This window comes from Staphylococcus sp. HMSC056G08, from assembly GCF_001812305.1.
Taxonomy (GTDB): Bacteria; Bacillota; Bacilli; order Staphylococcales; family Staphylococcaceae; genus Staphylococcus; species Staphylococcus simulans.
The window spans coordinates 56,698-69,814 of the sequence record NZ_KV808534.1 but is presented as its reverse complement, the minus strand read 5'-3'; the positions used below and the strand labels follow the sequence as shown (position 1 = coordinate 69,814).

Sequence of the window (13,117 nt, the reverse complement as noted above, 5' to 3'; positions counted from 1 at the left end):
ATCCGTCTCATTCCTCTTAATAGTGAATCGTTATCATGTGTTTAATCAAGATTATATGCATCTATGCGCATACAAGCAAATCTATGGTCAAAAAGACTGATTCATCTCTATTCTGACCTATATATCACAAAAAACCTGACTCTTTTTCGAGTCAGGCAATCAGTTTATTTCTCAACTAAATAGCGGTAAATATCATCTCGAACCGGCGTATCTAAAGCAAGATGCATTGTGACTACATCTTTGCCATCCGGCATCTTCGTTTGTGCTTCAGTACCTGACATAAAGCGAGCTTTACCTAAATAATAGAAGTCTGTTCCTTCACCGTCTTCTTTCTTCACGAAAAGATACATTGGTGTATTGAGTTCTTGGTGTCGCATTACTTTTTGAACTTCATCAGAACTTAACTTTCTTGGTGAACGCGTGAACCATTTCAGCTCATTTTGATTAATGAATTGATCTTCATACGCTGTATTGTCGCTGATATCTTCACTTTTGTGATACGTAATGAAAATTGGCAATGTATGATGTTTTTGTTTATAACCGTTAATAACTGCAGACTCATCTTTATCCCAGTTCATCACTTTCACAAAATCTTTTCTCGAATAACGTTCATACAAGATAAAGTCATTTTGATTTTGATAGACATGCTTATGTTTATATTGGGCTACTTCGATCAAATCATTGACGTGATGACGAAAGGCTTCATTTTTCAAGTTCATTTTAAACGGTTTAGTAAGACCGATAAGATTAGTCTTTTTATCCCATTCAACCATCGGTGTGCCATATCTTTTATCTATATTCTTACTGAAGAAAGTTTCATCTAATACCTTCACACTGGTACGCACATCCGCTTCTTCAATTTCACTATCTCTATGTTGAAGTTTTTCAACTAAATGTTCAAAACTTTCATCTTGGCTCATCAACAACTCTAGTGCTAAATAATCGGTATTCTTCAAACCTTTCGCTAATTCTTGAGAAATAAACGTCAAATTCTTAGAGGCATTTTCAGAGATTCTTGTCGTAATATCTGTTTTCTCCACTAGAAATTGTTCATAATTCCCATACTTCGAAAGAATGACTTCTGGATCAATCGAATGTTGATGAATGAAATCCATTAAACTTGGCGTGCGACCAATGCGTGCTTTCACTTCATTGAATGCTTGTAAAATCATAGCTTTCTTATTTAAAGTCGCAGATTGAATCGAATCAAAAATCCTCTTTTGAGCAACTTCTTCAAAATTAATTGTTGAAACGCCTTTTAATGGCGCATAGTCTGAAATGAATTTTCGATAACTATCTTTATTATGGGAATGGTCACCTGACAGTGCTATCGGAATCATATAGTTATTTTTATAGTTTCCAATGAAATCAATGACTGTCACAAAATCTTTATTCGCACTCTTACGAAGACCACGTCCTAATTGTTGTACAAAGATAATACTTGATTGTGTGCTCCGTAACATCACCACTTGATTGATTTCAGGAATATCAATTCCTTCGTTAAACAAATCTACGGTGATAATATAATTTAACCTGCCGTCTTTTAACTGTTGAATCACTTCGTTACGCTGTTTTTGTGAATCTGAACCTGTTAAAGCTTGTGTCGGTATGCCTTTGGCATTTAACTTTTGTGCTAAAGCTTGTGCTTCTTTTTTACGACTGACAAAGATTAGCCCTTTTAATTCATCACCAGAATAACCATAATAATCCGTTTTCTCTAAAATATATTTCACACGGTCATTAGACGCTAAGAATTTTAAGTCTTGTGTGTTATCATCCACAACTTGGCCTTCTTGAATATAATCTGAGACACCAAAATAATGGAATGGACATAAAATATCACTTTCTAACGCCTTCTGAAGTCGAATTTCATAAGCAACATTATGATTAAATTGCGCGAAGACACTGAGATCATCACTTCGTTCAGGTGTTGCGGTCATCCCTAACATAAATTTCGGTTGAAAGTAATGGAAGATATTTTGATAACTTTGTGCTGCTGAACGATGTGCTTCATCAAAGACAATATAATCAAAAGCTGCTGGGTCAAACTGTTGATAAATGTCAGACTTCGACATTGTTTGTACAGTCGCGAATAGATACTTCGCATCCAAATTCTTCTCAGTCCCCGTCAACTTCGCAAAGTCCGCTTCATTTTCATCTGCCAATACTTTACGATAAGCTGCCAATGCATCATTTAAGATGGTTTCACTATGCACAACAAATAAAAAACGTTTAGGTTTAAATGCACGGACATCTAACGCAGACATAATCGTCTTACCTGTCCCTGTCGCAGAAATAATCAACGCTTTATTTTCACCTTGTGCACGCATCTCTGCCAAACCTTTTAACGCTTCTACCTGCATTAAATTCGGTTCAATTTTAACCGCTTCATGTATTTTATTTTCCAACAACGTTTGTTTCTGACTTTCTTCAAACAACCGTTGTGTCATTTGTGGTTGATAAACCTCACGATACGCCTCAATCCAAGCTTTTGTTAAAGAAGTGCTCTCTTCCCATAACCCATTGAATTGGTCTTTCACTTTATGGACTAAATCACCATTTTGATGAGAAGATAATAAAATATTATGTTCATAATTAACTTTCAAAGCATTAGAAGTTAAATTCGAACTCCCCACAACTAACGTAGAATAGGCGTCATGATCAAAAATATAACCTTTCGCATGAAAGCCTGAAACATCTGTTACACGGACTTCAACATTGTCTAACTTCATCAGCTCTTCATACACTTTTGGAGAGTTGAAACCTAGATAATTGGAAGTTAATATTTTACCTTTAACACCACGTTGTGCCATATCATATAAATGTGACTTCAGACTTTGGAGACCGCTCGGCGTAATAAAAGCAACCGAAATCATAAAGGACTGACATTTCTCTAGTTCATCGATGAGCGTTGCGAGCACATTTTCTTCTTGATTATTCAGCAACAATTTCGGCACATGGTGCCCTTGATGCACAATAGAACAATCAATAAAGCCTTTATGAAGCGACTGGGTTAAGTCTTCAATTAAATGTTCCATAGGCATTACCCTTGTTCAACAAGCAAGTCGACTGCCGGAATATCTGCCGGTGCCCACTCTAATTGGTGTAACGCTTTAGGGGCTAACCATTTAATTTGACTATGTTCAGTTAATGTCGGCATCGTTTCTTGTAAAGTACAACGATACGTTGTCAGCTCGATAATCGCAAAATCATATTCATGTGTAGTCGTCGTGACTTTCTCACCCACTGCTAAATCACACTTCATTTCTTCTTGAATTTCACGTTTTAACGCTTCAATATCTGTTTCACCTTGTTCAATTTTACCACCCGGAAATTCCCATAATAACGGTAAGCTCATTTGTTCACTGCGTTGTGCACATAAAATGTTACCTTGATGTTCAATCACTGCACCTACGACTCTGACTAACTTTTTCATATGTATCCTCCGCTCATATCAATATTTCATTACTTATAAGCAGGATCTCATTTTTTATAAAAGATTGCCACACAATTGCAGCAATTTTTTATTTTTTTCATTAAAAATAGACAGGCACGGCCTGTCTGTTCATTTTCTTCTAACTTGTTGCTGATTCAATATGTTGTTCTGATTCATAAAAGAAACACCTCATTCATTTATATATGTTAATCTGTTTTTTTCGGATATACTACTTCCCCATCATCTTCAATAATTGGCATCGCACCCCATTGTCCTAACTTATGTGGTTGTGCAATAATGTCACCTTTATTATTCTGCATAATATGATACACGTCCCAACCATGTGCAGCTAAATAATTACTGACAATCAGACGATGACAACGTGCTGGATGATGTTCTGAACACATGTAGGCTGTCGTTTGGTTTTGGGCTGTTTCTGTTAATCTTTTAATCCCTTCTTTGAAGTCGTCTGTTAAAGTATAGTCCGCATAGTTATGGAAAGATTCATTTTGCCAACCACTATTCAAACTGCGTCCCACTGTTTCACTGGGTTGTCTGCGTCCACCTAGAAATTGGTCAGTTTGATACTCAATCCCCGCTTCTTTCAACCATGACTTCATATTGTCGTCTTTAAATTGCGGATGTTTACGGCTCTTCGTAAATGCTCTGATATCCATTAAGACTTCAACATGATATTGTTTCAACATTTCAAGAAATGTTTCTTTATCATGATCAGAATGACCGATAGTATAAATCACCTTTTGTTTGGTTTGTCCCATAATGTTCACCTCTCTCTTACTATAGCCTGTTAAAAGAAAAACACGCAAAAACAGTCTCTTTAAAGGCTACTTTTGCGTGTTAACGTATTATTCTTTTTCTTCAATACCTTGATGAATCAATTCACCGATATATTCTGATGCTTTACCGTTTTCAATGCTGCAGAAACGATTGTAGAATGCATCAATCTTATCTTGATATTCTGCTTGTACTTTCGGTAAGTCTTTTAAGCTTTCAGCAAGTTTGTGCGCATCTGTGAAAATTGGTCCTGGTAAATCATTATGGTAATCCATATAGAAGCCACGTAAACCTTTACCATATTTCTCAATATCATACGCAAAGAAGAACTGTGGACGTTTTAAAATACCATAGTCGAACATCACAGATGAATAATCTGTAATCAATGCATCTGAAATCAAGAAGATTTCTGAGACATCATCATAATCAGATACATCTATCGCAAAGTTTTCATAACCAGATAAATCTAAAGCATTCGCAATCAGATAATGCATACGTAATAAAATGACATAGTCATCACCTAATTGTTTATATAAATTATCTAAGTCGATTTTAAGATTGAATAAGTATTGTCCTTTTTTAATAAACTCATCATCACGCCATGTCGGTGCGTAAGTAATGACTTTCTTATCTTTAGGAATATTAAGCTTCTCTCGAATATCTTTAAGATACTCAGTATCATTTTGACGATTAACAAGCACATCATTTCTTGGATAACCGATTTCTAAGACACGGTCTCTATCCATCCAAAAGGCCGACTCAAAAATTTCAGTAGAATAACGGTTTGGTGATACTAAATAATCCCAACGTTCTGTCTCTTCTCTGAAATTACGTTTATATGCGGGCGTTGTTGTCCCTGGCATACGTACCACTTTCATATCATTCGCCAAACGTTTCAACGGCGTACCATGCCATGTTTGAATATACGTTTGATTCTCTTTCTTATTGATATAAAGCGGCGTGCGGGCGTTCGTAACCCAGTAATGCGCTTTTGAATAAGCTTCATAATAAGCTTTCGAACCTTTTTTCACTTTAGTCGCATTACCTGGGACATATGTTTTAGCCGGGTTCTTTAATACCCAGATATAGTTATAGTACGGATAATATTTCTGCATATATTCATAAATGTATTTTGGACTATCACTATAGTTTTTACCGCCGAATGTCTCAAAAACAATTGTTTTGTTAGAAACATTTTCTGGCGCATCTGTTAACTGATACATAGAACGGTTTTTATTTTTATTACGCATCACAACATTCTTCACATGACGTAACATACCTCTGTATTTGTTGATCGCAATTGCGGCGTCAGGTTGATTAAACATTAACGCCAACATTTCTACTTTAAACAATGAACCGCCATCTGTTTCTTGTAAGAGATGCCATTTCAATTTTTGAGCTAATTGAATAAGTGTGTCTTGATGTTGTGCATAGTGGTAAGCATTTTGTTTATTCGCAGGGTCAAAACCGTTACGAATCATACTTGCCATTTTATGCGTCATAAATTGACGGACTTTTTTATTTTTCACTTTCTGCACGGTATGCAGATAAGCATCAGCGTAATCTTCAAATAATTGGTCGAACGCTTGTTGTGTCAGTTGTTCTGTTTCAAAAGGATCATAAACCTCTCCTCTGAAATAGAACGGGAAACCTAAAATACGTACAAAGCGTTCTGCATATGTCAGATAATCCACTACGAAAGAATTGTCGACATACGTTTTCAATGCCTCATCGAATTGAAGTTGATGCGCTTGTACGATTGCTGTTTTAAATAAAATATTACAAGCTGTATTTTTTCTTAAGAATGAATTAGGGTTTGTCTCAGCGTTCATATATTCCAATCTAATTTTATTCTGATCGATGTATTGGGGTTGATTGAGTGTAAACTTATTAATCGGTGCAATTAAGGCATCTAGACCATTCACTGTTTTTAAATAGAATTGAATCGCATAAGAAGCTAATTCATCATCCGCATCTAAAAACATAAAATACGGTGTTTCTACATGTGACATTGCGACATTACGCGCATGCGCATGCCCTTGGTTTTGTTCAAAGTTAATCACTTCAACCTTTTTATCATAGTTTTTTAAGGTGTCTTCTAAAAGTGCTTGAGAACCATCTGTTGATCCATCGTTGACTATAATCACATTAAAATCTTGATTGCGTTGTTGTTTCAAGCTTTCGATACAAGCTTGAATATAATCTTCTGAGTTGTAGTATGTGATAATGACTGTTAATTCATTCATGATTGTGATCTCCTTACTTTTTATATCTCTGTTTTCCACATTTTCTTATTGTACTGCTAATTTCTCAACAAACCAAATAAGAAACCGTAACAATTATATACTAAATCTACTTTTTTATCATCATCTTACTAATTTGGAAAAATAATAAAAGGTGTATTACTCTATTTATATTAACGTTTTAAATAACTGTTCGAAATGATGTTGTGCGGCTTTTGGTGTTAATGATTGACGTGTGTGCACATGCTTCAATGGATGGTTGATGATACGCTCCATCGCCTGTGCTAAAGCCTCGATATCACCTGTAGGTATTAAATACCCATTCTCACCCGCTTCAATGATTTCATTTGGCCCATAACGAATATCATACGCAAGAACCGGACAACCTTCATTGATACTTTCCATCATAGATAATCCGAATCCTTCATGTGTACTTGCTAAAATAGAAGCACGTGATTCACGGAAAACTTCTTGTGGGTGATTAGTAAAGGATTCGATGTCTACATCTTCTGACAGACCTTCTTTAGAAATTAAATCTTTAAGTTCATCTTCTTGTGAGTCAGAAACACCGCCATATAATTTCAGTTTCGTCTCATAACCTTTAGCTTTAAATAACTTAAATGCCTTCACAATGTGATCAATACGTTTCTCTTTTGAAAATCTGCCTAAATACACAAACTGATTTTTACGTTCTTGTTCAGGTAACGTACTGGGTTCAATGAAATGCGGAATGACTTGAATTTTTTGTTCTGGAATATCTGATTGTGCTAAAATATCTTGTTTTTGTTGAGTTGTCAGCACAATATACGCCGAAACTTGCTTGTGATGATCTATCGCAAAGCGATATGAACCTTTAATATTATCACCGGATAAGTGAGAACTATGGAAGACAATGACAGGTTTAATCGCATGTTGATTGTCAATTAATGGTTCATCTAATAAACATGCATCATTAAACACAATATCTCCATCTTTAAATATCTCATTATAAAAATACGCAAACAATGCTTTATCGTGCGTAAAACTTCTTACCACACGTCCCTCGCGGTATATCAAAATGGACGTCGCTTCTGGTTTGCCTTGCTTATTTTCTTCAAACCATTTTTGACAATACACATTTCCGTCTAAATCATACATCGTCTCACTCAACTTCATGTTTTTACGTGCTGCATAGTAAGTCTTCTTATGCAGATAACCATAAGTGTTGTATTCATAACGGATGACTTTATGTTTAACTCCAGGCGTCATCACATCTTCAAAATGGACTACTTCTGAATCCTCATAAAATTTACGATACAGTAAATATGTTTCATCAGTCTTGTCATAATAACGTACGACGTCCCCTTTTTTATTCGTACGTGTTGTGTAATCAGAAAGCGCCACAGGTTGTGCTTTATATTTCTTTTCTTTCTTAAAAGTCGACTTTGGAATGTTAAATAAATTATAGCCAGAAAGCCAATCATAGAGATTGATGACTTGTGTACCTTCGTTTAAGATACCTTTTTCTCTAAAATCAGCTAATACTTCTGGGTACTCAATATTGTAGTTGGTCGTTAAAATAGTTTGTTTAATACCTAATGTGTCGTCAATAAATTGAATTCGCTTCAACAATGCTTTCGTTCTTCCTCCATGATTCGGAGGCAAAGTTGATGTAACAGTATAAATCAACCCTAAACCCCATTTCATAAAATTTGTTAGAAAAAATTATATCATCTCTATATTTACACTTTAACTAATAAGTAAAACAGAAAAATTAAATTTATTCATACTCAAGTTAAAATATTTGCCTCTCTATCAAACATACAGTATAGTTTAATCTACATAGTAGTTTATTTATACTGATAGTTCTATACTGAAATCGAGTTGTTATCACATATATTTAACAAAAGGAGATGTGCCAAACATGAATCCCAATGATTTACGTGTGATTAAAACAAAACGTGCTTTATCCGAATCCTTGTTCAACTTATTAAGCGAAAAATTGTTCTCTGCCATTACAGTTAATATGATATGTGATAAAGCATTGGTTCACCGTACGACATTCTATAAACACTTTTACGATAAATATGACTTGTTATCTTACTTAATTACGAATTTGACTAAAGATTATTTCGAAAAGGATATTCGAGAGCGTATTGAAGCACCTTTTAAAGCTTTAAGTTCTTTCTTTGATAAACCTATTGAAAAAATTGATATCAAACAACGTCATGATCAACAATTTATGGAAACTGTGACCGCAATCTTCATCCAAAAAATACGTCAAGACATCATAGACAATGCAGATATTATCGAAGTCCCTGGCAACCCTCCGATCAAAGTAGTTGCTCGTGTCTTTGAATCAGCAATTACCGCTATCGGTGATTGGACTTACGATGAACATAAACTTTGTGCCGACTATTCAAATGCGATTGATAATCCTGATTCGCTGGACAAGATGTTCAATCAATTACTCAACATTAAAGTTAAGTCAGAATAGCGATGGAAAATACTTTAAAACAAAAAATCAGAACAGCTTCACGATTGGAAGTTGTTCTGATTTTTTTGTGATTTTATTTATTTTTCTTCTGTACTTTCGGTTGTAAATATTTTTGACCATAAGGTACGAATTTTAATCGTGCTTCTTGAGGTATACCAAAATATTGTTTAAATACTCTCTGTGTTCTTACCGACCATGGTGAGGAATGTTGGGTATACACATCAAATGGCAACATTTCTACAATAATAACGTCATCTTTAGAGGCATGTGCTGCTTCTTCTTTTATTTTCGCAATCCGTTGTGTATTCGCATAACTCATGAATGAAAAAGCACTCATAAACACGATTACTGCGACTAGTGCGATACTACCCGCAATGAGACTCGTACGTCTTTCCGGTAAAGGCAACTGTTTAAGTACAATTAATAAAATAATCAACCATAACACATACATAAAGTAGAAATTTCTTGGTCCAACAGGCGCAACGACTAATAAAGGCATGGTCGCAATCACAATCGAAGCTAAACTAAAGTATGTCGTCAATAATGACTTCTTAGATAAACCAATAAAATAGAGACCTACTGCGACTGCACAGAAATAGATCAAACACGCTAAGAAATTCAGACCAGCAACCCACGGAATGTGTTTCATCGCATCTAAATCAAAAGGTTCATAGACAAAGTATTTATAAACAGTAAAGAACGCTAAAGCTACCGTTATCATCACTTTATACACTAGTGACAAACTTAAAAATTTCGGACTGCGATATAAAACAATGAGTAGAACCACAGCTAAAACACTTAAAAATATGGCGGATTGGAAGTAGCCATAATACGGAATGATTTTTAATAACGTTTGAATGACTTTATCATACATCGAGGTACTAGAACCGACTTGTTGATATGAACTATTACCCGCTAAAATATTCATGTAGTTAGGATTTGTAAACATAATAATCGCGCCTATCCACGTTAAACAAAATCCTATCAATAATTTCAAGTTGATTTTGCGATAAATTACTAAATATACAAGTAGCCCTAAACCGGTAATCGCAATATTATAAAGTGTGACATTCTCCATAAATAACTGTCCGGCAATACATGCGATATAGAAACATACTAATTCAATACGTTGTGACCATTGTGTTTTTCTTTCTTGATTATGCAGTGTTTTTAAAACAAATAATAAAACTACTAATGCACATAAGGCACTTGTGACATAGTTATTAAATCCTGCATACCACGCATAGGTTTGTTTGAAGATTGAAGCGGGCATCAGCAGTAACATTATAAACGCGATTAATATATAAGCTGTACTTTTAGTTTTATCTGCGAATTTCAATACTATCCAAAGTATGGAGAATGAAACTAGCGCATACACTACCATGCGTAATAATAGGCTTCTCACTGCTAAAATTTCTAAAATATTCCCGAAATATCGACCGTTTAAATTTTTAAAATGTTCATTGAACCATTGGTTGTAGCCATGTATATACCAGCCCCAGTCATCTTGCGCAAGCGGAACAATCGCCGCAAAAACAAAATAAAAAAGCACTAATAATCCATATACAAAACAATATGGGTGTTCCTTAATAATCCTCATGATGTTGTTCTCCTTGTTGTGTTAAGCATATAATACACTTTAATTATATGATTGTCATCATAATCTATAATTAGAAAACATACCATTTTATACCTCGTCAAACATACGTCATTTAATAATATTTCCACTCACTTCATTTTTTTACTGACAATTTATGACTTCAATAGTAAAATTATTAATTATTAACACAACGTGATTTATCACCTTTAAGAAGGAGAACACTTATCATCATGATTCAAATCATCTTGTATCTAACAATTGGACTGTTATTTACCCTATTAGATTTAATATTGATTCGTCGTAATCGACGTATTTTAGTTTGTTTGAGTACGTTTGTTTTTTATACACTCTTTATCAACGGCTTCATCATTGGCTTATTGTTACTATTTCTAGGAAAACCTAATGCCTTAAAGACGAATATGTACCACACATTTTTCGCAATAGAATATGGTGTGCTCGCCTGTGGTATAGGTATCGCTTTATTAGTAGTTCACGCTATTTTAATGCATCGTTTAACATTCACTGCTGTGCCAGGTCGTCGTGCTTGGCTGACTACTTTGAATGCATGTACATTATTATTACTTATGTTTCTCGGCAGTTTCTTAATCAAATTTACAGATTGGTGGTTCGATTTATTCGGAGAAACGAAACCACAAGATTTTATCTCTAAAATTCAAAGTCTTATACAATTATCCGATCGCATGATATTACCCGGCTTAATTCAAATGGTATTGATATCATCTATCTTTTATACCTTAATTGTGCTGTTCATGATTTATTTCAATCGCTTCAACTTTATTTGGAATGCTAAAACTAAAGCTATTACGATTATGAAGCGCTCATGGATTCAAACTGCACTCTTCGCTGTAACATTGGCTGTCTTTATTTCTGGCCTGATTTATAGTGTGTATCACCTGCATTTAATAGATGTATGTCTCACTTTACTTAAAAAGTAAACAAAGACGCTGTTCAGGTTTTTCTGACTGAATAGCGTCTTTGTTTGTATTTATTCTTTTTAACGTTTTCACAGTTATATTTACGCACGTTTAAAGCGCTGTATTACTTGCATACCCATTTGTCGCTCGCTTTGGTTCATAATGACTGTCCACAACACGACAGAATACAAAATAACATAAACGATAATATTTATACCTAGCACGACTAACCCTTTACCTAAGAGTTGCGCAATCCATTGATAAATAAAATAGTAAATGACTGTAGAGATTATCATCGGCAACCATATTTTACTCATCTCAAACCAGAAACGATACATATTCAAACCGATTTTACGGTGATAATATACATTCATAATCAGTGTATAGCCGATAAAGCTGAACGCTGCGATAGAAAGTGAAACACCGTAACCACTATACTTCGGCGCTAAAATGACCGCACTGATCATGGCTAATACTAAGGTAATTGCTAAAGCCATAAAACGAAATGTTTGGCGATTATGTGCTTGAATAATGCTGACTGCCGGCAACTGTGATAGTTGGAAAGTAATCGTAAACATTAAAATTACCGTCATAAGGTACGCAGGTCTGAAATCTTGTCCTGCCCAAATCACAATAAAGTTCTCACCGAAAATCACAAAACCGGATAAGATAAACGATAATACAATCAATTGAATACGACTGATGCGTACCATCTGTTGAAGTAAACGTTCATTACTTGCACCTTCTACCACTAACATTGAGAATCCTGGGAAGGTCACATTATTAATAGAAGTCGCAAACTGTTGGAAGATTTTTACGAACTGTACAGCGATGACATAAATCGCAACCGCAACCGTTCCGTTAATCGCACCTAAAATCATTTGACCAGAATTTAACGTTAATTGTTCAATCGCAATAGAAAACAAAACTAAACCTAAATACACGTTCAATTGTTTCTGCTGTTTTAAATGATTAAACGATAATGCACCTTTCCAATCAAAGCGTATCGATACATGGCGCCGACACAAAATCATGCCTAAGAACAGACACGCAAAGTTGACAATTAACGTAATCAATATAATCGTAACTGCGCCAAATCCCATTAATAAGAACGGTGTCGCAATGATAGAAGGCATAATCACTCGGATCAGCAACATACTCTTCGCAATCACAAAGTATTCATACGCTTGTAAAATGCCGTTAAAAATACCTGGATAAAATGAAATCATGATATTGATAATGATAAAAATCAACATCAATTTCAGTTCTGATAATTGTTGAGGTGCTAATGCATTGCCGAATACCGCTTCAGCATTCAAATACAAAACCAAGCCCATCAGACCGACTAATAAGGAACACAAAAAGTAAATATTTAAGATATTACCTAAGATACGTGCCTCTTGTGCCTTTGAACCTTTGACTCTGTTTTGTGATAAGTATTTGGCGATCGTGTTACCGAACGCTAAATCCATAATGTTCAAATAAACTAAAAAGGATAAAACCAAATTATACAACCCATATTCAGAAGTGCCGAGCGTTCTAATGAAGAACGGTGTATATAAAATCGCCACTAGAATATTACCAAATATGGATATGTAGGATAAGATGGCGCCAGCTCTTCTTTGATTCATA

General features: G+C 34.8%; 9 protein-coding genes. 2 read left to right on the top strand and 7 right to left on the bottom strand.

The window, feature by feature from the left end:
* Positions 1–164: 164 nt before the first annotated feature.
* The 5 genes from HMPREF2846_RS12905 to HMPREF2846_RS12885 form a co-directional block, all read right to left on the bottom strand.
* On the bottom strand, positions 165–3,038 hold the full coding sequence (locus HMPREF2846_RS12905) for a DEAD/DEAH box helicase (protein ID WP_070626797.1): 2,874 nt from the start codon (positions 3,036–3,038) through the stop codon (positions 165–167).
* Positions 3,039–3,043: 5 nt separating this feature from the next.
* A complete protein-coding gene (locus HMPREF2846_RS12900) occupies positions 3,044–3,436 on the bottom strand; it encodes a (deoxy)nucleoside triphosphate pyrophosphohydrolase (protein WP_002479994.1) in 393 nt (130 codons plus the stop codon).
* A 206-nt stretch (positions 3,437–3,642) separates the two neighbouring features.
* Complete coding sequence (locus HMPREF2846_RS12895; RefSeq protein WP_070626796.1) at positions 3,643–4,215, bottom strand: DUF488 domain-containing protein; 573 nt, start codon at positions 4,213–4,215, stop codon at positions 3,643–3,645.
* A gap of 87 nt (positions 4,216–4,302) precedes the next feature.
* Complete coding sequence (locus tag HMPREF2846_RS14095; protein WP_023015598.1) at positions 4,303–6,477, bottom strand: bifunctional glycosyltransferase/CDP-glycerol:glycerophosphate glycerophosphotransferase; 2,175 nt, start codon at positions 6,475–6,477, stop codon at positions 4,303–4,305.
* Between the two features lie 165 nt (positions 6,478–6,642).
* Positions 6,643–8,142: a glycosyltransferase gene (locus HMPREF2846_RS12885; RefSeq protein WP_070626795.1), complete on the bottom strand. Its 1,500-nt coding sequence runs from the start codon at positions 8,140–8,142 to the stop codon at positions 6,643–6,645.
* A gap of 235 nt (positions 8,143–8,377) precedes the next feature.
* Here HMPREF2846_RS12885 and HMPREF2846_RS12880 point away from each other — a divergent pair, with 235 nt between their 5' ends.
* Complete coding sequence (locus tag HMPREF2846_RS12880) at positions 8,378–8,950, top strand: TetR/AcrR family transcriptional regulator (RefSeq protein ID WP_002479998.1); 573 nt, start codon at positions 8,378–8,380, stop codon at positions 8,948–8,950.
* 73 nt (positions 8,951–9,023) lie between these two features.
* On the opposite strand, the gene HMPREF2846_RS12875 is transcribed toward HMPREF2846_RS12880, so the two are convergent.
* Complete coding sequence (locus HMPREF2846_RS12875; protein ID WP_070626794.1) at positions 9,024–10,550, bottom strand: DUF6056 family protein; 1,527 nt, start codon at positions 10,548–10,550, stop codon at positions 9,024–9,026.
* Positions 10,551–10,780: 230 nt separating this feature from the next.
* On the opposite strand from HMPREF2846_RS12875, the gene HMPREF2846_RS12870 reads away from it, so the two are divergent.
* On the top strand, positions 10,781–11,506 hold the full coding sequence (locus HMPREF2846_RS12870) for a hypothetical protein (RefSeq protein ID WP_070626793.1): 726 nt from the start codon (positions 10,781–10,783) through the stop codon (positions 11,504–11,506).
* 80 nt (positions 11,507–11,586) lie between these two features.
* Here the strand turns inward: HMPREF2846_RS12870 and HMPREF2846_RS12865 are convergent, their stop codons facing one another.
* Positions 11,587–13,116, bottom strand: a complete 1,530-nt coding sequence (locus HMPREF2846_RS12865; RefSeq protein ID WP_070626792.1) for an oligosaccharide flippase family protein — start codon at positions 13,114–13,116, stop codon at positions 11,587–11,589.
* Between the last annotated feature and the right edge of the window lies 1 nt (position 13,117).

Excerpts from the sequence above, each read along its gene's own strand:
- HMPREF2846_RS12905 (WP_070626797.1), bottom strand. The coding sequence starts at position 3,038 with ATGGAACATTTAATTGAAGACTTAACCCAGTCGCTTCATAAAGGCTTT.
- HMPREF2846_RS12900 (WP_002479994.1), bottom strand. The coding sequence starts at position 3,436 with ATGAAAAAGTTAGTCAGAGTCGTAGGTGCAGTGATTGAACATCAAGGT.
- HMPREF2846_RS12895 (WP_070626796.1), bottom strand. The coding sequence starts at position 4,215 with ATGGGACAAACCAAACAAAAGGTGATTTATACTATCGGTCATTCTGAT.
- HMPREF2846_RS14095 (WP_023015598.1), bottom strand. The coding sequence starts at position 6,477 with ATGAATGAATTAACAGTCATTATCACATACTACAACTCAGAAGATTAT.
- HMPREF2846_RS12880 (WP_002479998.1), top strand. The coding sequence starts at position 8,378 with ATGAATCCCAATGATTTACGTGTGATTAAAACAAAACGTGCTTTATCC.
- HMPREF2846_RS12875 (WP_070626794.1), bottom strand. The coding sequence starts at position 10,550 with ATGAGGATTATTAAGGAACACCCATATTGTTTTGTATATGGATTATTA.
- HMPREF2846_RS12870 (WP_070626793.1), top strand. The coding sequence starts at position 10,781 with ATGATTCAAATCATCTTGTATCTAACAATTGGACTGTTATTTACCCTA.
- HMPREF2846_RS12865 (WP_070626792.1), bottom strand. The coding sequence starts at position 13,116 with ATGAATCAAAGAAGAGCTGGCGCCATCTTATCCTACATATCCATATTT.